We start from the raw sequence: 22,152 nt of genomic DNA, 5'->3' as shown, positions 1-22,152 counted from the left end.
GCCCCGGATCGGGACAATGTCCAGAGCACCAACGAGGGGGTTCTTACGACTCGATTACTTAGACAAGCTGTTTAGGTAAGCTTTGTCAGAGATATCTGTCCATGCACGTGCTTTTTCCATGTACGCAGACTGAGACTCAAGAATTTTCTTAGCTAGTGGATCAGCAGCTGCTTTTTCAGCAAGTAGCTCATCGTTAGCTTTACGCATTGCGCTGATTACTTCAGCTGGGAAAGATTTAACCTGAATGTTCGGGAATTCAGTTTTCATGCTTGCCCAGTTTTCAGCAGAAGAGTGGTAAGACTGGATGTACATATCGTACGCCGCAGTACGCATTGCTGTTTTAAGGATCTGCTGAAGATCTGCTGGTAGACGCTCAAACTTCTTCTTGTTTATCAAGAACTGAAGTTCAGTCGCAGGCTCATGCCAGCCAGTGTAGTAGTAAGGAGCGATCTTGTGGAAACCCATACGTAGGTCAAGAGAAGGACCTACCCACTCCAATGCATCGATCGTACGACGCTCAAGTGCAGTGTAAAGCTCACCCGCTGGAATGTTAGTTGGTTTCGCACCTAGCTTAGCTAGTACTTCACCCGCGAAGCCAGGGATACGCATTTTCAGACCTTGTAGGTCTTCCAGAGAATTGATCTCTTTCTGGAACCAACCGCCCATCTGGTTACCTGTGTTACCACCAGGGAAGGACATTAGGTTGAACTTGCCGTAAACCTCATCCATTAGTTCCTGACCACCACCGTAGTAGAACCAACCGTACTGTTCAGGTGCAGTCATACCAAATGGCATAGTTGTGAAGTAAAGCGTATTTGGTACTTTACCCTTCCAGTAGTATGACGCGGAGTGACCCATGTCATACTGACCAGAGCGAACCATATCGAAAACACCTAGTGGTGCTTTGTGCTTGTTCTTAGAGTCGATTTGAATTTTAAGACGGCCGTTGGACATCTCTTCAGCTAGCTTAGCCATGTTTTTAGTCGCATCACCAAAAACTGGGAAGTTAGTAGGCCAAGTTTCTGCCAGCTTCAGTTTGTAAACCTTGTCAGCAGCCATTGCTGGCGTAGCCAGTACTGCAGTACATGCAGCTGCAGTAATTAACTGCTTAGGAAAAGTCATTTTGAACATTTTTATTATCATCCTCTCTCTATAAAACGCGATTTCTAACCGTCATATAAGTGTGGCCGCACCTGAAACAATCTCCTGTCCACCCCAACTACGACCACAGCTAACACGCCTAAAACTATAACCATGCTAGCTCTTATAGTCTTACACAGCATGCCATACCCCGATATTGGGATAAATGCGCATAAGTACTAGATAGATTACTTAGATGACATACGTAGTACTACGTAGAACAGCTAGATTTATCTGCAAGCAAAGATATTATGTAACAACATTCCCAAAAGGCTAATATCTTATGACAGAACAACAAATAGCTCGCCGCTTAAGGAAGTATGAAGCCGATCCAGAAAACTCATCTCCCAGCTCATCTAATGCTGGAATTGAGCTTCTGTCGCCTTTTGGGCCATTTATTGCTAAAACTAAACTACCTGTAGAACTAATCGAAAAGATTAATCTATTTGCTGACCGGCATATTTCCAAAACCGAAAGCTCAGAATTTATGCTTCCTGAAGATGTTGTTTTTGGTGGAATACCTTCTCTTGCGGAAACTGTCGGCTCATTAATTAACGATTATGTGAAGGAAGCAGAAGGTAGTCAGTTAGATAGAGCAATCTATGAAGTCTTTTGGATCGTGAGCCAATATCAAAACACACCTAGCCCAGTGCATTTCCATTCTGGTGATATTTCAGGAGTGTTATTCCTAAAAGTCCCTGAAAAGATCGACCCTGGTCAAGAAGAAAGAAACTATATCTCGGGACGCAAAGCGGGATATCTGAATTTTATCGAAGGTAATAAGCAGCGTTTTTCTAAATCACTTTTAAGTGTAAAGCCTGAGGTGGGTGATTTTTACCTTTTCCCAGGTTGGTTACTCCATGGCGCTGAACCCTTTATTGGTGAAGGGGAACGTCGCTCGATGGCATTTAACGCGACACTAGAAGTTAAATAGCTCCTGCAGGTTAACTATCTAAAAATCGTATCGCCTTGCTGATCGATCATACACTTGGCTTTACGCACCATTTCATCCGCGCATTGAGCTTCTTCCATCAAAACATCTGCACGGATAAAGCGATGAGACTGTTCGCCCTTTTCGATCACACCATTGACTCTATACCCCGCATCTTCTGATATAGGCATAGGCTTGATGATATAGCCGTTGTATTCCACCTCGATACAACTGCTCGTCGCTTCTGGTTCTGTTTTATTAGATGTGAAAAGCTCGCTGATTTTTTTAATCAGAGACATTTAAATAACCTTTGAAAAATTGATTACGTATTAATATGAAAATTTTGCTGCGGTATAAATGGCGAATGCCTTTTCCCAAATTTCACCTACTTTACCATTACCTACAGGTTGTCCATCAAGTTGTGTAACCGGAGCAATCTCTTTAGAAGAGCTAGTGATCCATAATTCATCTGCAGAACGAACCTCTTTCATTGAGATAGTTCGCTCTTCAACGGGAATCGTTCCATCTGCTTTTAAGCTATCTACAATAATCCGGCGAGTAATCCCCGGCAGGATCTGATTATCTAACTTAGGCGTCAGTACAACACCATCTTTAACGATGAAGACGTTACACGCACTGCCTTCGGTTAGCTGATGATCTGCGTTATACAACAGCGTTTCATCGCTACCTGCAGAGTAGCCTTGTTGAAAGTGGATTACGTTTCCTAACAGGGCCGTCGATTTAATATGGCAGCGTTGCCACCTTAAATCTTCTGTACTAACCAAACTGTATTGAGTTACTTTTTCTCGATCGACCGGTTCTGGATCTTTGATCGCGAAAGTGTATGCAAATATGGTCGGCTCTACACCTGTAGGATATGCATGGTAGCGCTTATCGTCCGTACCTCGGGAAACATGCACGTATACCCCTAAGTTATCGGCTTGATCATTGTTTTTATCGATCAGATCATTCAGTAAATTACGCCATTGCTCAGCGGTGAGCGAGCAATCGATTTCGATCTCTGCCAAGCCATTTAACATACGTTGGATATGTAAACCTAAACCAACCGATTGTCCCTGATAGTAAGGTATGACTTCGTAGATACCATCACCGAAGAGGAAACCACGGTCTAAGGGCGAGATACGTGCTTCTGACAACGGTAGGAAATCACCATTAAGGTATGCAATGCTCATAGAGATATCCCTCCACTTATTCTTTTACCAAACCAATAATTTGCCTTAACTCATTAATCACGCTTTGTCCTTCGGATGCTGGCAAACCATCTTCTGTTAACTCATTTTCTCTTGTCACACCATCGACGCTGCCTAATTTGGAAAGATAACGAAGTATCTCCAGGGGCTGTATATCGGCAAAAAAATCTCGATGGTTCCAAAAACTTAGAAAGGCAATAATGCCGTAGGCTCCCCAATTAGATACATCTGTAATGAGTAGCTCATCCACTTCGGTAACGGATGTCTTTATATCGAGATTTTTAAGCGCATCTTTGACATTACCCATACCTATTTCATTACCACCATCACCTATGCCGATGGTTGGGCATTTAGCATTCAGGATAAAGGTGTCAAAGCACGCAGTACGAGCGCTGATGTTTTCACCGCGCATATTGTAATAGCGACCATCTTCAGCCTGACCTGGGCGTTCAATAGAGATGACAGCTTCGGGGTTGTATTGATACAACGCTTGGAACGCTTCCAATTTGCGCTCTTTATGCTCGCCCACACGAATTTCATGAACTCTATAATCAGGCATAAGAGCCTGAGATACTGGTGGACCGCATACTATAACGGGTGTTGCACCAATTGCTTCTAAGACTTTATACAGCGCGATAGCCCCGACTGGCCCATCCGTTTCAAAAGTATCCACAACGGGGAAGCCCGTTCCAATCAATACATGCCCTCTGCATCGATTAAGCATTCGAGCTGCACGCAGGTAATAGCCAGATTCCAACTGCGGTTGGATCGTTTGCATGCCACGTAAATTTCTAGCAACCAATAGGTCTTCAATTTGCTTACTTATCGTGGCTTCATTTGGCATAACGGCACCTATACAACTGATACTTGTGGATTGCTAATTCACTTTATCTGGCTCGGTTCGTTCAAATTTTTTCTGCGTTAGTGATTGAATATTGTGCGCATCATCAATCGTGATCTGCTCAAACGAGACTTTGGCACCTGGCATCATTTGCGCCATTTTTGCGGTATCTAACGAGAGCATAGAACCAATTTTCGGGTAGCCTCCGATGGTTTGTCGATCATTCAGCAAAACGATAGGTTGCCCGTCTGCGGGGATCTGTATAGCACCATGGCAGATCCCTTCCGATAAAATCCCATCTACCGACGCTTTAACTTCAGGGCCTGATAACCGGTAACCCATGCGATCCGCTCGATCAGTAACTTCATACTCGCTACTAAAAAATATCCGCTTATCATGTTCGCTAAAAAGATGCTGTTGATAACCGCAGATAACCCGCAAGCTGGCATGTTCATCGTATTGCGGTCGATGATGCTCAGCTAGGCGATAGGCTCTAGCCTCGTTTACTTCTGTACAGTATAGAAAATCATCTTGTTGAAGCTTACCGCCATCTATACCGCCGATACCTTCTCTCATAACTGTCGCGCTGCTGGAGAAGCTAGGTTGTATCTGAAACCCACCACTCACGGCTAAATATGCTCTCGCACCTTTGGTTGCGAACCCTAACTCGATTCGATCTCCTTGTTGAATTTTCTGTGCATGCCAACACTCCCTTTCCAACCCATTAACCTTAAACGGGATATCTGCCCCAGTTAAAACCATGTAGGTATCGACATGGGATTCCAGCACTAATCCGCCAACACTAACTTCCAAAAGAGAGCTATTTAAGTCATTGCCTAATAAACGATTAGCCCATTTAAAGGCCTGCGCATCTAGAGGCCCACCGGTCGTTAAACCAATCCGATGATGACCAAAACGGCCTGCATCTTGAATAAGTGTTAACAGGCCTGGCTGTAATACTTTAAAACCCATTTCCCTCATAACTGTCCGCCTAACGCGAGATATTCGTCTCGGGTAATTGGCTTAAACGTCACTCTATCCCCAACCTTAACCGGCATATTCGGCGTTTTGTCTGGGGTAAACATTTCAGTTGGACACAAACCGATCAAATTCCAGCCGCCTGGGGATTCAGCTGGATACACGGCAGTCTGCCGATCAGCGATAGCTACGGCGCCTTTAGGTACTTTTTGTCTGGGTGTGGATAAACGCGGCGCTGCGATTCTGGGATCGACCTCTCCTAAATAGGCAAACCCAGGGGCAAAACCTATGGCATAAACTCGGTACTCTTGTTGGCTGTGGATCTGGATCACTTCATCCACTTCCAAATTCGCATTTTGAGCCAACATCTCTAGGTCAGGGCCCGATTCCGGACTGTAATAAACAGGTAAAGAAACTAGATCTCCCACCTGCTGTTCAGCTTGATCGAGCTGAGTGAGTAACTCACGAAGGTGTTTTTTAATCTCCAGATGGTCACAACTAAACAGATCGTAGATCACTAACAAAGACGCATAGGAAGGAACGAGATCGATGAGCCTATCGGCTAATTCTATCTCTAACACAGAAACAGCGTGCTGTACTTTGGCAGAGGTTTCTGGACTGGCTTTATCACCAAAATAGATGATCAGCGCATTCTCCCCTGCGACTTCTATTCTCATGACTGGATTAACTCTCGGATCTCTTGGATTGCATTAACACCCTCCATATTATCCCCATGTACACACAGCGTATCGGCCTGTAGTTGAAGTTGATGGCCATTTACCGTTGTGACGGTGCTACTCTCTTTGAGCTGACGTACTTGAGCCAACATTTTCTCTTTGCTATGCACTGCTCCTGGCAGTGAACGTGACAAAAGCTTGCCATCATCGGCATAACAACGATCAGCAAATATCTCAAACCACAGTTCGATGCCTATCTTTTTTGCTTCCTCTTGATGTTGTTCCGCTTGTGGAGTGCTTTGTAACATCAACCTTAATGGTTTGTGGTAAGCCGCTATAGCACGCATAACATCTTGTAGAATTGAAGTATCCGCCATCATGTCGTTATACATCGCACCATGAGGTTTAACATAAGTAAGCTCTAGCTCTATACTGGCTGCCATCCCATCTAATGCAGAGATCTGATAAAGCAGCATCGATGTCAGTTCATCAGAGCTCACTTTTAGACTACGTCGACCAAAGCCAACAAGATCAGGATATCCCGGGTGCGCACCAATCATGACGCCGTTTTGTTTGGCGAGTGCCAATGTTTTCTGCATAACCAACGGATCACCGGCATGAAAACCACAAGCGATGTTTGCCTGATCAATATGCGGCATCACAGCCTCATCCAGTCCCATTTTCCATGAACCGAAGCTTTCACCTAGATCACAATTTAGCTTTAAACTCATTCAGTATTCCTTAAATCAAAACCTTCAATCACGCCTTGATCAGAAGATGGCAAGGCGGCTATTGGGTAGGTCTGTCACGATCATATGGCCTGGGCTGTGAGTAATGCAGAACGAGGGTTTGGCCTGTTCTATTGCCACTTGAGGCGTTACACCACATGCCCAAAAAACAGGCAGTTCACCCTTCTTAATTGTGACTGCATCGCCAAAATCAGGGTTGCGAATATCTTCAATACCGATCTCTGCAGGATCACCCAAATGTAGAGGCGCGCCATGGACAGAAGGGAAACGGCTACAGATCTGAATAGCTCGTATCGCATCTGCCGCCTTCATTGGCCGCATACTGACAACCGTATCGCCACTAAAACATCCAGCGGGCTTACAAGGGATATTGGTTCGATACATAGGCACATTACCCCCTTCAGAGATATTTCGGATCTCTAAACCATCCGCCAGAAGCGCTTCTTCGAATGAAAAGGAGCAACCTAGAACAAAGGTGACCAGATCATCTCGCCACAATCCAGATACATCTGGCAGCTCTTCGATTAACTCACCATCCCGATAGACTCGATATTTGGGAATATCAGTACAAATATTTAGATCTTCTCCTAAACTCGGCAGCATGAATTCACCTGGATTCTCGGACATACCAATCAGGGGGCAAGGCTTAGGGTTTAACTGACAAAACTGTAAAAAATCACCGGCATAATCTTTAGGCAAAATAACCAAATTACCTTGCACAAAACCCGCCGCCACTCCGGAGGTGTTATCTTGGAACTCTCCTCGACGAATCATCTGGCGTATCTGCAATGGTGATTTATCTGAATACATAATTGATCCTACTTGCTACTAAGAAACCTTTAAAAAAGCTCTATACGACTCAAGCTAGCTACATACCAAGTTTAGTCATAGCGTCATAACAAGATGGTACGTTTGAACCATTTATCTAAGTATGTACCCGATATAGAAATAAAGTCACTATTGGACTGATTTAAAAGTAATTTACTGTTCTTAATGAAAGGTCTTACTTCTATTTAGTGCTAAGATGATCAAATAGATAACCAATCTTTTAACACTATGTCGCATTCTAAAACCATTTAGATGCATTTTGGATTTTATATTGGAACCTCTATGAGTTACCTAGACACTCAGGAAGTCGTTAAACAATTAGCCGATCTAACAGGCGCTTTAACATCTGAGAAAGATCACTCAAAACTGTTAGATCGTATTATTTTGGGGTGTATGTACCTAACCAATGCGGATGGGGGAACGCTATATACACTCAATGAAGAGAATGAAAACGAACTAAAATTTTCTGTTCTTCATAACCGTTCTTTAGGCATTCATCAAAAGCCTCGCGACCTCCCTGCTGTAGAGATCCACAATGCTCAACAACAAGCCTCCAAACTGGTTGTGGTTCAAACCTTCGTTCAGAGGGAAACCATCAACATCCCCGATGTATATGACTGCGACGACTATGATTTTTCAGGTACTCGTAAGTTCGATAAACAACTAAATTACCGTTCAAAATCCTTTTTATGTGTGCCTTTACAAGACCATGAAGGGGAAATAATCGGTGTATTGCAGTTACTTAATGCTATGGATAACGAGGGCAACATTATTGCCTTCCCAGATACCCAACAGCATTTGGTTGAATCTTTAGCATCGCTTGCAGCAGCAGTATTAACGAAACGCCGCTTAATTGATGCTCAACGAATGTTATTCGAATCATTCATTAAACTAATTGGCCGTGCAATCGACCACAAATCGCCTGTGACAGGTAAGCATTGTGAACAAGTACCAGAAATAGCCATGTTAATTGCTTCAGCAGTTAACAACGCAACTGATGGAACGTTTGCTGATCTTAGCTTTAATGACCTAGAGATGTACGAGTTGCGGATCGCAGCATGGCTTCACGATTGCGGCAAGATTACCACGCCTGAATACATCATTGATAAAGCAACAAAGCTACACACAATGTTTGATCGGATAGATCTGGTTGAATCCCGTTTTCGAGAATACAAACAACATCTGCAAATTGAGTTGCTGCAACAACAGATGCAACTATCAAATGAAGAATATGCATCTGCTGAGCAAAAGCTAACTGCTCAACTGCAGCAGCTAGATATCGATTTCGATTTTATTCGTAAATCTAATACTGGCTCTGAATTTATGGCCCCTGAAGACAAAGCACGTGTGGTCAGTATCAGTGAGATTAGCTGGATTGATAGTGAAGGCAACGCACGTCATCTACTCTCCAAGGATGAAGTGGATAACTTATGTATCAGTAAAGGTACATTGACCGATGACGAACGCCAAGTGATGCGCGATCATATTAAAGTGTCGATCGACATGCTGGAATCCCTGAAATATCCCAAACAACTATCCGAAGTGCCAGAGATTGCCTGTAATCACCATGAGCATATGGATGGCAGCGGTTATCCTAGAGGGATCACAGCAGAAGATCTATCAACACGTGCGCGGATTATGTGTATCGCTGATATTTTTGAAGCCCTAACTTCACCAGATCGCCCGTACAAGAAAGGCATGCTGCTATCACAAGCGATGACTATCTTGGGTCGGATGGTGGAAGATAATCATCTGGATGCCGATCTGTTCAAACTGTTTGTCGAAAGCGGTACTTATCTGGAATATGCACAATCGCATATGACCCCGCGTCAGATCGATGAGTTTGATCCAACATCCCTACCCGGCTTAAAATAATCGCTTATTTGCTGGTGTGGCTATAAACGCCACGCCAGTCAGCAGCTGGCGGAACATCTTTGAATTCGGCAATACGGTGAAGATAGATTCGCGTCATAATGTCATCGGGGTGATCTAATAGGAATTTCCCAAATCGCTCTTCTGCTAAAGCCCACTCTTTTTGAACATAAGCCGCTATCGCTGAAGAAAAGAGTTCGATACTAGACTGCTGTTGAGATGTGCACGCCTCGCGCAAACAGATGGGCTCATAAATATCTACAGGCTCACTACGACCTTTCACCTGTACGCGATCTAACTTCCGATAACTATACTCCGGCACCAGAGATACTACTTCCCCACTAACTAAAAGTGGTGTTCCATAATATTTGGTCAGCCCTTCCAACCTTGAGGCAAGGTTTACTGCATCCCCCATCACGGTATAAGCCATACGGAAACTCGATCCCATGTTACCCACATTCATAGGGCCACTATTAATTCCCATCCCCACCTCTACGGTCGGTAAGCCCTCTTTTTCTAGTTGCTTATTTAGTTCCGGTAAGGCATCCAGCATTTTCATCGCCGAGATTAATGCATTACGGGCATGGTTCTCATCTTTAAGGGGCGCGCCCCAGAAGGCCATCACCGCATCACCTATATATTTATCCACAGTCCCACGTTGTTCATGGATAATTTGAGTCATACCGGTAAGGTAAATATTCATCAAACGGGTTAACTGTTGTGGGTTAAGCTGCTCAGACAAACTTGTAAAACCACGAACATCCGAGAAGAACACACTCATCTCGCGGTTTTCACCGCTCAACTGTACGCTTTGATCTTGTTCGCTCAATTCCTCCACTACTTCTGGCGGTATATATTGACCGAATTGAGTTGCCAATTGAGCGATATTACGCGCTTCGAAAAAGTAACCTGTGGTTTGCTGAAAAAGATAAAGCACTGATACCAGAATTAAGGTGTAACCCAATGGGATCACCCAGAACATCTGTTGCCATGCATATAAATTTGCACCCACCAACAGAGCAACCCACACCAATGTGAATAAGGTCGAGGTTAAAACCGAAACTCGAGGAATAATCAACGACAGCAACAAGCCACTCACAATCAACTGAATCAACTCAACCCCTAAGGTGTAATCAGGCTGATGCTGAATGCGTTCGTCTAGCATGCCCGACAGAATATTTGCATGAACTTCGACACCCGAGTATCGGTTACTCATCGGCGTTACTCGTAGATCCAACAGGCCAGCAGCGCTGGTGCCGACAAGGATGATCGCGCCTTCCAACTGTTCTGCATCGGCCGTACCACGAATCACATCGGTTGCAGATATATAAGGAAAACTACCTTGAGGGCCTCGATAAGGTACTAATACCGCACCATGTTGATCTACTGGAATACGCACCCCAGCAGCATCCACAGCTACTAATGCATCTTGCTTGCCAGTGACATCCGATTCAATAACCGACGTCACAGATTCTTCTCCAAACAAAGCCAAAAGCATTGAAAGGGCCAGAGAGGGATAATAATTCTCTTCATAGCGCTGGATCACGGGCACACGGCGATACACACCATCGGAATCTACCATCGGGTTATCAAAGAAGCCGTTCCAAACACTGACGCTATGGAGTTCAGTAAGGCTGGAGATTATTCCACTCGCTTCAGGAATGGGTAACCGATCTAAACGCTCATCATCACTAATCACCGGACTACCGGGATGGCCTATCTGTAATTTTTTCAAACTTCGGTCAAACAGATAGCCTAATACGACAGGACGATCGGCAATCGCTTTCGAGAAAATTGCGTCAGAATTTAATTTTTCTATAAGCTGATCTAGCGTTTTCCCTTCCGATTCTGATGCCAGTTGTTTAAGTGCAGATAAATCGACACTTTGATCAGCCTCTGAGAAAACCATATCAAAGCCAACAATAGCGACCCCGTATTGGTCGAAAAGCTGATCCAACATCAATGCCAACTTTGCTCGATTCCAAGGCCAGCGCCCCTCCGCTGCCAAGCTTTTCTCATCCACATCGACTATTACAATGCGCGGATCTTTTTCTTCGGATAAAAACTGCCTTAAGCGCAGGTCATAGAGGTCATATTCAAAACGCTCTAACAGCTCAAGACGATCGCCCTGAATCACAGGTATCAACATCACTAAAGTGAGTATCAAGCCTAAAACAGTACGTATCCAACGTTGTTTCATCGTTTATTCTGCCGTCACTCTGCGCAATTGATCAAAATCGATGTCGCCCTTAAGCACTTTCTGAATTCCATCCTGCAACAAGCTACGCATACCATCCGAAATCGCTTGTTCACGTATCTCACCTATTGTTGACCCTTGATAGATTTTTTCTTTCATTTCAGGGGTCGATATTAATAGTTCGTGAATGCCTGTACGCCCTCGATAACCGGTATGATTACATTCCTCACAACCTACCGCTTTATAGAGCTTAACCTTATCTCCCATAATAAGTTCACCCGCTTGCTCACCATAACGACGCAGCAAGAAAGCAATCTCATCATTTGAAGCTTTGTAAGCCTTACGACAACTTGGGCAGAGTGTTCTTACCAAACGCTGCGCCAACACTCCTAAGAGTGCATCCGAAAAGCTAACTGGATCTATGCCTAAATCCAGCAAACGCGTAATGGTTTCAGGAGCAGAGTTTGTATGCAGTGTTGATAACACTAGATGACCGGTCAGCGATGCCTCTACAGCCGCATGCGCCGTTTCCTGATCTCGCATCTCACCAATAAGAATAATATCGGGATCTGCTCGTAAAAACGCACGTAGCGCTGCTGCGAAGGTAAAACCGGTTTTAGGTTGAACCTGCACTTGTTGCAAGCCGGGCTGTGTAATCTCAACAGGATCTTCTGCTGTCCAGATTTTCTTCTCCGGCGTGTTTAAGGTGGCCAGCAATGCATGCAGAGTGGTCGTTTTACCTGAACCTGTAGGACCAACCACCAACAAAATACCGTGTGGATTTTCTAGTAGCTCTTTGACGCCATCTTGAATTGGCTTAACAAAATTAAGTTGGTCAAAAGCAACTGGTTCACCACTTTGCAACAAACGCATGACCACGCCTTCACCGTTTACAGTAGGAATGGTCGCTACGCGGACTTCCAATGGGTGACCTTGCAAACGCACCGCAAATTTACCATCTTGAGGTAGACGTTTTTCGGCTATATCTAGGCGCGACATAATCTTGATGCGCGATACAGTGGCTTTAGCATGGGTCGCGGGTATCTGAATAATATCTTGGCAAACACCATCTATACGCATACGTACGTTGGTCGGTGTTCTGCCTTTGCCCGGTTCAATATGAATATCCGATGCTCTCAGGCGCTTCGCATCGAGCAATACTCGGTTAACCAAGCGAACAACGGTTGAATCTTCCTCTGAGACTTCATCGTTTTCAGCAACCGTGTCGTCAATATCCATTTCAGCACTATCATCTAGCTCATCAAGAATAGTGCTGAGATTTGCGCTGTCCTTTTGACCGCCTCCGGACACTACCCCTAGGTACTGATGAATATCATCCAGTAAACCAACGCATATGTGAGCATCTCTTTGGCCTACGACATTTTTAATTTCAATCAGTCGCTTAGTATCATTAGGATCATCAATTAAAATTAGGACCGTGTCACTATTCTGTTCAGATAGCAGAACAAGATTGCTATTACGTAGATAAGCCTTATTTACCTTTTCACATAAGGGATGAAGAAAGTACTTTTCTGGGTTGTAAGCAATAAAAGGGACTTGATAAAAGCACTCTAATGACTGACCAACCTGCTGGCTGGTTAGTCTGGCATTATCCCTTAATAATCGAGTGAGTGGCGTTCTAGCATCAGCTTTCTTCTCAAGCTGATCAAAAACCTTCCGCTCAATTAGATTCTGCTCTAAAAGGTATTCAAACGGTGTTTCAGTACAACCAAAATCATAACGGAATTTTTGCCCAAGCAGCTCAGCAAATTGCCGCCCCCTTTTTAGATCGATCGCTGAAAAGGATTTTCCATCTTGCCGATTTATTATTTGGATAACACCGAGTAATACATCTTGGTAAAGAATAGGAAGCACCAGCATAGAGCGACTGGTAAATTCGATATCCTTTTCAAAGGAAGCATTGAAACGTAAGGATGGATGTATTTTTTCCAGCTCATCCGAATCTCGTACATCCTTGATTGTTATCGCTTTTTTACTTAGCGCCACAAAACCTGCGATAGATGACGCAGTAATAGGCACACGAATTTCGGTTAAATCTTCACCCGTTTTAAAACGAGAAACAATATCCTTGCTCGAGCGATTTCGTTGGTATACGGTGATACGCTGAGCATTAAACAAAGCGAGTAATGTCTTTTCGACCAGAGGGTAAGCTTCTTCAAAGCTTTTAGCCTGATGGATCTTACTCAGCACTTTAGTTAAACGAGAATAAAACTGCTGTGTATCCTTTTCTATCGCTTTTGTCATGCTCTACTACCATAATGTCAGTATTATAGTTTTCTAATTAAAGATAGCCGCACCAGAGGTGGGAAGTGAAGCTCGAAATTCTTGGTTGCAGTGGCGGTATCGGCCATGGTTTAAAAACAACAACTTTTTTAGTAGACGATTCCTTGTTAATCGACGCCGGCACCGGTGTTGAGCTTTTAAAGATGGATCAGATGCTCGCTATTAAAGATATCGTTATCACCCATGCTCATCTAGACCATATCATTGGCCTGCCATTAATGCTGGCAACTATTTATGATCAGCATAAAACACCTATCGATATCTATGCGCTTCCAGAGGTTGTCGAGGCTTTAAAAACTCACATCTTTAATTGGACAATTTGGCCAGATTACACCTGTTTGCCTGAAAATAAACCGATCATCAATCTGCATTCGGTAAACGTCGGTGATCAGCTATCCCTTCAAGGTAAAACCATAGAAGTAATCCCTGCCGAGCACCCATCACCAACCGTTGGTTATTTAGTATCAGACGGCCAAGCCTCATTTGCCTTTAGTGGTGATACAGGTATCAATAACGCACTCTGGCCCATTCTAAACACTAAAAAACCTGACCTACTTATCATCGATGTATCCTTTACCGATGAAGTTGATGAACTCGCTCGATTGAGCGGCCATCTGACACCAAGTCATCTTGCAAGCCAGCTGGAACTACTGAGCCATCCCGCTCGGGTAATGATTACCCATCTTAAGCCGGGATTCGAAGATACGATTATGCAGCAGTGTCGCCAAATCTTACCAAGCTGGCAGATCGATCGTTTGCACCACGGCGATATTATTAACCTCTAATAACCACCCCCTATTAAGGGGATGGCATAGCTTCTAGTAGAATCGTGCCCGAAATAGTCCCTGTGGTCCCCGTTCCAGCATTTTCACCAGAAGCGCCGTAACTGGTCACTGCACCCTCGGCACCCGCACCAACAAAATCAATAGTCATACGACCAGACATATCTGTGCTAGCTCCGCAGTCACCGCCGGTACAAACCCCTGTAAGTTTGACATCTCCACCGCTCAGCACATTGTTCAAACTCATATTGGCATTTGCATCTTCACGCAATGCATAGTCACGACCAGCGACATTGGCTTCAATACCTATCTCTAGCAACTGTTCACTATCAAAATCCACACGAAAATAGGTACCACTATAGAGATGCCCGCCTGTGCCTCCACCATAGACGAAATCATTTAAGGAACCGGTAGCACCTGTTTCAATTTCTGGTTTGGTATAGGCGCCTGCGGTAGACTCCAAACGATAAACATAATCACCTGTTTTAGCCAAGACATTAGCAGCAGGTGTTAGGCCATCAGCATACATAAACTGGAAGCTACCATCTGTTTCAACCTCAGAACCATTTTCTAACACCGTGTAACCTGTACCCCAACGCCCCCAAGTGACATTAGTACCACCAATTGTTTTAGTATTGTTCTCTGACAAGCTGGTGGCAGTTGAAGGACTGGTAAAACTACAAGGAGAACAGTTATTGTCCGTCGAGTTGCTGGAATCTAGATAAACTAAACCTGTAACCACATCTCCTGTGCCTATGGTTTTATCAACTGTAATAGCTGATTGACCATCAACAATGACTCGTCCGGAACTACCATTTAAACCTTTTACTGGATCTTTTTCGGTGAAAGCTACGGCAACCAAACTACCCATAGGCGCAGCTTCGCCATTACCCGTTGGGTTTGGAGAAGCTAATACAACCTCTTGGTTGTTATTAGTTTCTGCTTGAGGATCTGAAGCTGGAACGGTGCTACCAGTACTATCACTCGTCGTTGTAGTTGTAGTATTTAGATCTAATGTTGTTGAGGAGTCCTCACTCTCGGCACTTACAGAAGTTTGCTCAGTAGTTTCAGATGTGGATTCTTGCGAAGAAGACTCATCAGTAGTCGTACTTTCGTCTGTTTCAGTTGAAGATGACTCTTCTTGCTGTGCAGTCTCTTCTTCCAAGGACTCTTCCGATTCGGATGACTCGGTAGTTTCTTCAGAAGTCTCGGTTGCTGCTGGAGTTTTAAATACATTAACAGAGCCACGAGGACCAACTAGGCTAAAAGAGCGGCCCGATGCGATATCACGACTTCCACCTTGTTTAGCCGAAACATTAATCTTGCCTTGGCTTACAGAGCCTGAAACCCGCTCCCCTACTTTTTCCACACTGAAGTCAGTACCTCGAATACCGATGGTGGCAACCACAGCGTCCAGTTTGTAATCTTCTTTATCTACCTTACCTATCTTACCCGATATAGTGCGCATACCACCTTTTAGCAGTTTGTAAATCGCCTTACCATCTTCAGGGTTAGCTTCATCAAAGCGGTAATCATCAATTTTAAATTCTGTATTCGGTTTTAATGACAGTCGAGACCCATCGGTAAAACGTATCTGTAACCGCCCTTTAGCACTGGTTTTCAATAGATCATTGGCAAACACATCGGCCTGACGTTTTAAAGCACGTTCATCACCTGCCGTGGAAACCGCCACATTCTGACCAAAACTTAGTATTACTTTGCCAACACTCTCAGCAGAGTGTGAAAAACTGCTGACTACAAGCAATAAAGAGGTAAATATAAAGAGCTTCATAAATGATCACCTCAATGGAAGTTATAGCGCAAACCAAGCATAACCTGCTGACGGTCATACTCATAAAGCTCTATATTTGAATCAGATTTTGTAAAACTGTAGTTCCCCAACACTGTCCAAGAAGGACCTACAACCCACTCTAGGTTTAGATTAGCTGACATATATTTATCATGGCGCTTCACACCATAAATCCAATCATTACCTGCATATTCACTGTCTTGGTAAGTGATTGAAGGCGTAACCTTTAAGCTTTTAAGAGGACTTAGTTGAACCCCAACATTGCCACCCCAAAAAACTCGATCTACTTGCCCATCCGACAGAATATTGGACTCATCAGGTGTTTCATTACCAATAAAGCCACCCACAAAATAAAGTGGATTCCATGATCCTGTTCCAGCATAGAGGTAATTAACGCCTGCATTTAGCTGTAAAGCATCTTTCCAATCTGAGTCATCGTAGACGAGTGAATTAGCGCCAATAAAGATTTTAGCAATTGAATTGCGGCTAACCTGTTTGCTCCATTGGCCATTTACACTATACATATCCCTATATTGTTCACTATCTAAAAGATATTTTTGTAATGAGAAATTAATTTGGAACTGTTGGTCATCCATTTTCCAAAGATGACCGCCACTCAAAGTTATATTCTTATAATCCTGCTCATCTTCTGTGTGGTAATAACGCATATCAGCATGCGCCCCAAATAAAAGAGCATTATCTGAGCTATAAGCATGTTCAATAAAGCCCCCTAGACGAACCTGATTAAACTGATCGTCCTTACCTAATGCATCACTACTTAATATAACCACATTCGTTTGATCATCAGGGCCAGCGTTCAAATTACTATCATACCCTGCCCAAACTTCGACAAAGCTTGTGAACTTAGTTGGAGGAACAGTAGTTTTCTTATCGATCAGGGAGAGGTATTGATCAATACGATTGGCAACCGTCTGAGGTGGATTGATTTTTTTAACTTGTAGAAAGAGTTGCTTAGCTTTATCAAACTGATTTAAAAGGTAATAACCTCGCGCTAATTCCAGCTTAGCTAAAGAGTTATTAGGTTCTAAAAAAATAACTCGTTCAAGCGCAAAAACACCTTCACTTACACGCTTACTATCAATGGCTGCAACCCCATATTGCATATCAAACCCTGGATCACCTTCCAGGCTCTCCAGGTTAGATATAGCCAACTGGTAGGCCTGCTCATATTTTCCCTGATCAACTAAATTTTTCAGATCAATGACCGTGTCGGCCATAACTAATGAGGAAAGGCAGTAAAGACCTGCAGCCAAATACTTAGGTAACTTACTCACTCTTAACACTCTCCCAGCTTAAGAGGATATAAAAATTCAAACATTATCAATGTTTTGGGAATAGTGCTATCTCATGCCAACACTATTCATAGGAATTTAGTATATAGATCAATTAAGGGTAAGTATTTGGACCGCGATTTGGTGACGGGGTATTAGCTCCACCCTGATTTGGCGTAACATCCAGATTCAAATTTAGCTTTTCATTAGCATTTAATGCTGGAATCTGATTATTTCCTGCTCCTGACATTAAATCAGGCCCCATATCTTGGAGTAATTCAAACAATTTGAAGGGGGTTTGGCGGATTTTCAGGTTACTACCATCTCCACCAAGAAAGAAATAGCGTCCCATCTGAATGGGAGCCCTAATCGATTTGTTACCTACAACGATTTCACCTTCTAAGACATATCCATAGAGGCCCATTTGCGCCCGCATTGTTTCCTGGCAAGTTTTATCACAATAAAACAGTGTGTAGTGAGTTCCTCTCACGCCTATGGTCGCTATCGGCGTGTGGACCTCATAACTCTCTTTGTTGTTATCGCTAATTGCACCCGTCAAAGTTCGCAAACCTCCTTTTAAAAGGCGATAAACCGATTTTCCATCTTCTGGTTTGCTTTTGCTGAAACGGTATTCTTCAACATTAAAAAGGGTATCAGGGCGAAGGGATAGACGCGATCCATCCGTAAAACGAATCTGTAAGCGACCTTTAGGTCCAGTAGCAATACTATCAAGAGAGTAAATTTCAGATTTCCGCTTCAACTGCCTAACATCGCTCTTCGGAAGCTGAGCGGTATTGTTACCCACACTTAACAGTACGTGCCCTGCTTTGCCTGCAGACATTGCACTTGGCGAAAAAACAACAGCAACAACGATTGGCAGCAGCCACTTAATCATCAACCTAACTCCATTTATAAACTAATAGCTTGTTTTACCAACCAGCTGTCGGTTTAGTAATCAGTGTAGCCAAGCTTTATCCAAATGATAAAACTTCAATCCTGCATCAAGTTTAATTAACAAAAGTGTGTTGTTTCAGTGTTTGCAACTCGTCTCTATACTTAGCAGCCAACTCAAATTCGAGGTTCTTCGCCGCCTCATACATTTTATCTTCGATCTTAGTTATCGCTTTAGAGAGCTCTTTTGGTGATAACTGTGCAGCATCATCCACTTGATACTCAGCAGCCTGCTCCGCGACTTTCTTAGCTGTACGAGAAGCTTTACGACCAGGCACAGTACTCGCCCCTTCCATAATATCAGCAACGGATTTACTGATACTTTGCGGAACAATACCGTTTTCTTCGTTAAAGGTTATCTGCTTTTGACGGCGACGCTCAGTTTCATCCATTGATCGCTGCATCGAACCAGTAATCTTATCGGCATACAGAATAGCCCTGCCGTTAACATTACGCGCGGCGCGGCCAATTGTCTGAATCATCGATGTTTCTGAACGCAAGAAACCCTCTTTATCCGCATCCAAAATAGCAACCAGAGAGACCTCTGGCATATCTATCCCTTCCCGAAGCAAGTTAATGCCGACAAGTACATCAAACTCTCCTATACGGAGGTCACGGATAATTTCGACACGTTCAACCGTATCTATATCCGAATGCAGATAACGTACCCGAACACCATGTTCATCTAGGTACTCTGTAAGATCTTCAGCCATGCGTTTGGTTAACACGGTAACGACTACACGCTCTTTCTTAGCGACCGTTAACCGTATTTCAGACAGAAGATCATCTACTTGAGTTGATGCTGGACGGACTTCTACGACAGGATCGACTAGGCCTGTTGGTCGAACTACCTGTTCCACCACCTGCTGCTGATTTTCTGCCTCATACTTACTTGGTGTCGCTGAGACAAAAATCATCTGCGGAGACTCGCGTTCCCACTCTTCAAACTTCATCGGTCGATTGTCCAATGCAGAAGGAAGACGGAAGCCAAACTCCACCAACGTTTCTTTACGTGAGCGGTCACCACGATACATTGCGCCAATCTGTGGGACTGTTACATGAGATTCATCCAAAACCAGCAAGGCATTATCTGGCAGGTAATCAAACAAGGTCGGCGGCGCAGCCCCAGGCTCACGCCCAGAAAGGTAACGGGAGTAGTTTTCGATACCAGAGCAATAACCCAACTCCATGATCATCTCCATATCATAGAGAGTGCGCTGTTCTAAACGCTGAGCTTCAACTAACTTATTATTCTCACGTAACTGCTCAAGACGCTCACGAAGCTCATCTTTAATCTTATCCACAGCTGCCAAAAGCGTTTCTCGAGGCGTAACATAATGGCTCTTTGGATAGATGGTAGCGCGTGGAACACGGCGTAAAACTTCGCCTGTTAACGGATCGAAGTAACTAATCTCTTCGATCTCTTCATCGAATAACTCAATGCGAACCGCTTCTTTCTCCGATTCTGCAGGAAAAATATCAATAACATCACCACGTACTCGATAATTACCACGGTGAAGTTCAACATCATTACGTGTGTATTGCAGCTCTGCTAGGCGACGCAGAATGGCACGTTGATCGATAATTTCACCGCGATCCACATGCAGCATCATGCCTAGATATGATTTTGGGTCACCCAAACCATAAATCGCAGAAACCGTTGCAACAATGATGGCATCATCTCTCTCCAACAACGCTTTAGTTGCGGACAGACGCATCTGCTCGATATGGTCATTTATCGATGCATCTTTCTCGATGAAGGTATCAGAAGAAGGCACATAGGCTTCTGGCTGGTAGTAATCGTAATAAGAGACGAAATACTCAACCGAATTATCCGGAAAGAACTCCTTAAACTCCCCGTATAACTGGGCAGCCAAGGTTTTGTTATGGGCCATGATAATAGTAGGACGCTGAACTTGAGCAATCACATTCGCAATAGTGAACGTTTTACCTGAGCCCGTTACACCCAAAAGAGTTTGTGAGGCTAAACCAATATCAATGCCATCAACTAACTCTTTAATGGCCTGCGGCTGATCGCCTGCGGGCGTAAACTTCGAGTGGACTTTAAATCGTTCTTTCATTCTGCGACCCAATTTCGAGCAAAGCTGAGCATTATATCTCAGCAGCTGCTACTTTTACTTGCATAAATACGTATTAAAAAGACCGCTCTTAAGAGAAAAAAGTTTCCTTTAATCAATTTATTGATCTGAAAAGGTATTTTTTCGCTCAAACAGGATTCATGCGGGCTATTGTTTGCTGTATCATATGCGGGTTTGGAAACTCCTAGCTAACACAATATTTAAAGCGGGATTTCTGCTGATTAATGTCGGTATCTGCAATGCAGATATTCTTATCGAGGAACTTAGGCTTGAACGTTCAACTTTCAGACCGCGTCAACAACATCAAACCTTCTCCAACGCTGGCGGTTACTAACCGTGCAGCTGAACTGCGCGCGGCAGGTAAGAACATTATTGGCCTGGGCGCTGGCGAGCCCGATTTTGATACTCCGGATCATATCAAACAGGCTGCCATCCAGGCGTTGAATGAAGGTTTCACAAAATACACCGCTGTAGATGGTACACCGGCATTAAAGACAGCCATTATTAACAAATTCAAGAACGATAACGGTCTTGAATATGCTGCTAACCAGATTCTTGTTTCTTGTGGCGGTAAGCAAAGCTTCTTTAACCTATCTTTAGCCCTGCTAAATGCAGGTGATGAAGTCATCGTACCAGCTCCGTACTGGGTATCTTACCCAGACATGGTAAAAATGGCGGATGCTGTCCCTGTGATTGTTACTACAACTCAGGAACAGCGCTTCAAGATGACTGCTGAGCAACTAGAAGCTGCAATTACAGATAAGACACGTTTAGTCGTACTAAACAGCCCTTCAAACCCTACAGGTGTTGCTTACACACTGGACGAATTGAAAGCGCTAGCTGAAGTACTACTTAAACACCCGCAAGTACTGGTTGCGACTGATGATATGTATGAGCACATCCGTTTTAACGATGAGCCATTCGTAAACATCCTTAACGCATGCCCAGAGCTTTACGAGCGTACAATCGTTCTAAATGGTGTATCCAAAGCATACTCTATGACAGGTTGGCGTATCGGCTATGCAGCTGGCCCGCTTGCATTGATTGGCGCAATGAAGAAGATCCAATCACAGAGCACGTCTAACCCGACTTCGATTGCACAAGTTGCAGCACAAGCAGCACTTGAAGGCTCTCAAGAGTGCGTAGCAGAGATGGTTGTAGCATTTAAAGCACGCCACGAATATGTTGTTAACACACTAAACAGCATCAACGGTGTTAGCTGCATCCCTGCTGATGGCACGTTCTATGCATTCCCAAGCTTCCAAGAAGTGATCGATAACGATGATCGTTTTGCTAACGATATCGAATTGGCTGAGTTCCTTCTAAACGAAGCGGGCGTTGCTCTGGTACCAGGTTCTGCATTTGGTGCGCCGGGTAATATGCGCCTATCTTTCGCAACTAGCATGGAAGTGCTAGAAGACGCATTGGGTCGTATCCGTAAAGCACTAGAAGCTTAAACGAATTTTTGATCTAAAAAACCGAGCCTCTGC

The 22,152-nt window shown here is 43.9% G+C and carries 18 protein-coding genes; 4 read left to right on the top strand and 14 right to left on the bottom strand.

All coding sequences use genetic code 11. From position 1 onward, the window contains the following. Positions 1–54: 54 nt before the first annotated feature. Positions 55–1,131, bottom strand: a complete 1,077-nt coding sequence (locus ACMXYT_RS04565; RefSeq protein WP_415900433.1) for a TRAP transporter substrate-binding protein — start codon at positions 1,129–1,131, stop codon at positions 55–57. Positions 1,132–1,423: 292 nt separating this feature from the next. On the opposite strand from ACMXYT_RS04565, the gene ACMXYT_RS04560 reads away from it, so the two are divergent. Further along, complete coding sequence (locus ACMXYT_RS04560; RefSeq protein ID WP_415900432.1) at positions 1,424–2,074, top strand: putative 2OG-Fe(II) oxygenase; 651 nt, start codon at positions 1,424–1,426, stop codon at positions 2,072–2,074. Positions 2,075–2,088: 14 nt separating this feature from the next. Here ACMXYT_RS04560 and ACMXYT_RS04555 read toward each other — a convergent pair whose 3' ends face one another. Genes ACMXYT_RS04555 through ACMXYT_RS04525 form a run of 7 tightly spaced genes read right to left on the bottom strand, consistent with a single transcriptional unit; the run spans position 2,089 to position 7,337 of the window. Further along, positions 2,089–2,370, bottom strand: coding sequence for an HlyU family transcriptional regulator (locus ACMXYT_RS04555; protein ID WP_415900431.1), 282 nt, complete (start codon positions 2,368–2,370; stop codon positions 2,089–2,091). A 30-nt stretch (positions 2,371–2,400) separates the two neighbouring features. Next, complete coding sequence (locus ACMXYT_RS04550; protein WP_415900430.1) at positions 2,401–3,264, bottom strand: aminotransferase class IV; 864 nt, start codon at positions 3,262–3,264, stop codon at positions 2,401–2,403. Between the two features lie 16 nt (positions 3,265–3,280). Continuing rightward, on the bottom strand, positions 3,281–4,126 hold the full coding sequence (locus ACMXYT_RS04545) for a DUF4392 domain-containing protein (protein ID WP_415900429.1): 846 nt from the start codon (positions 4,124–4,126) through the stop codon (positions 3,281–3,283). Between the two features lie 33 nt (positions 4,127–4,159). Beyond that, positions 4,160–5,104, bottom strand: coding sequence for a biotin-dependent carboxyltransferase family protein (locus tag ACMXYT_RS04540; protein ID WP_415911915.1), 945 nt, complete (start codon positions 5,102–5,104; stop codon positions 4,160–4,162). After that, complete coding sequence (gene pxpB / locus ACMXYT_RS04535) at positions 5,101–5,778, bottom strand: 5-oxoprolinase subunit PxpB (protein WP_415900427.1); 678 nt, start codon at positions 5,776–5,778, stop codon at positions 5,101–5,103. Before pxpB ends, ACMXYT_RS04540 begins: the two co-directional genes overlap by 4 nt. Then, positions 5,775–6,509: a 5-oxoprolinase subunit PxpA gene (locus tag ACMXYT_RS04530; RefSeq protein ID WP_415900426.1), complete on the bottom strand. Its 735-nt coding sequence runs from the start codon at positions 6,507–6,509 to the stop codon at positions 5,775–5,777. Before ACMXYT_RS04530 ends, pxpB begins: the two co-directional genes overlap by 4 nt. Positions 6,510–6,548: 39 nt before the next feature. Further along, positions 6,549–7,337 carry a putative hydro-lyase gene (locus ACMXYT_RS04525; RefSeq protein WP_415911914.1) on the bottom strand — a complete coding sequence of 263 codons (789 nt, stop codon included), beginning with the start codon at positions 7,335–7,337 and terminating at the stop codon, positions 6,549–6,551. Between the two features lie 300 nt (positions 7,338–7,637). Here ACMXYT_RS04525 and ACMXYT_RS04520 point away from each other — a divergent pair, with 300 nt between their 5' ends. Then, positions 7,638–9,230: an HD domain-containing phosphohydrolase gene (locus ACMXYT_RS04520; RefSeq protein WP_415900424.1), complete on the top strand. Its 1,593-nt coding sequence runs from the start codon at positions 7,638–7,640 to the stop codon at positions 9,228–9,230. Positions 9,231–9,234: 4 nt separating this feature from the next. Here ACMXYT_RS04520 and ACMXYT_RS04515 read toward each other — a convergent pair whose 3' ends face one another. Together ACMXYT_RS04515 and ACMXYT_RS04510 are read right to left on the bottom strand one after the other, a co-directional pair. Continuing rightward, positions 9,235–11,427: a CHASE2 domain-containing protein gene (locus tag ACMXYT_RS04515; protein WP_415900423.1), complete on the bottom strand. Its 2,193-nt coding sequence runs from the start codon at positions 11,425–11,427 to the stop codon at positions 9,235–9,237. A gap of 3 nt (positions 11,428–11,430) precedes the next feature. Beyond that, a complete protein-coding gene (locus ACMXYT_RS04510; protein ID WP_415900422.1) occupies positions 11,431–13,689 on the bottom strand; it encodes a GspE/PulE family protein in 2,259 nt (752 codons plus the stop codon). 65 nt (positions 13,690–13,754) lie between these two features. Here ACMXYT_RS04510 and ACMXYT_RS04505 point away from each other — a divergent pair, with 65 nt between their 5' ends. Continuing rightward, complete coding sequence (locus ACMXYT_RS04505) at positions 13,755–14,513, top strand: MBL fold metallo-hydrolase (RefSeq protein WP_415900421.1); 759 nt, start codon at positions 13,755–13,757, stop codon at positions 14,511–14,513. Positions 14,514–14,526: 13 nt separating this feature from the next. On the opposite strand, the gene ACMXYT_RS04500 is transcribed toward ACMXYT_RS04505, so the two are convergent. From ACMXYT_RS04500 to uvrB, 4 genes are all read right to left on the bottom strand, one after another. Next, positions 14,527–16,302, bottom strand: a complete 1,776-nt coding sequence (locus tag ACMXYT_RS04500; RefSeq protein ID WP_415911913.1) for a FecR domain-containing protein — start codon at positions 16,300–16,302, stop codon at positions 14,527–14,529. An 11-nt stretch (positions 16,303–16,313) separates the two neighbouring features. Next, positions 16,314–17,615: a surface lipoprotein assembly modifier gene (locus ACMXYT_RS04495; RefSeq protein WP_415900419.1), complete on the bottom strand. Its 1,302-nt coding sequence runs from the start codon at positions 17,613–17,615 to the stop codon at positions 16,314–16,316. A gap of 112 nt (positions 17,616–17,727) precedes the next feature. Further along, positions 17,728–18,507 carry a FecR domain-containing protein gene (locus tag ACMXYT_RS04490; protein ID WP_415900418.1) on the bottom strand — a complete coding sequence of 260 codons (780 nt, stop codon included), beginning with the start codon at positions 18,505–18,507 and terminating at the stop codon, positions 17,728–17,730. A gap of 112 nt (positions 18,508–18,619) precedes the next feature. Then, positions 18,620–20,644, bottom strand: coding sequence for an excinuclease ABC subunit UvrB (gene uvrB / locus ACMXYT_RS04485; protein WP_415900417.1), 2,025 nt, complete (start codon positions 20,642–20,644; stop codon positions 18,620–18,622). Between the two features lie 287 nt (positions 20,645–20,931). On the opposite strand from uvrB, the gene ACMXYT_RS04480 reads away from it, so the two are divergent. Then, positions 20,932–22,119 (top strand): pyridoxal phosphate-dependent aminotransferase, encoded by a 1,188-nt coding sequence (locus tag ACMXYT_RS04480; protein WP_415900416.1) that lies wholly within the window; start codon positions 20,932–20,934, stop codon positions 22,117–22,119. Positions 22,120–22,152 lie beyond the last annotated feature (33 nt).

This window comes from Neptuniibacter sp. QD37_11 (assembly GCF_047778105.1).
Taxonomy (GTDB): Bacteria; Pseudomonadota; Gammaproteobacteria; order Pseudomonadales; family Balneatricaceae; genus Neptuniibacter.
The sequence above is the reverse complement of the archived record's forward strand: the minus strand, read 5'-3'. Positions and strand labels throughout refer to the sequence as shown.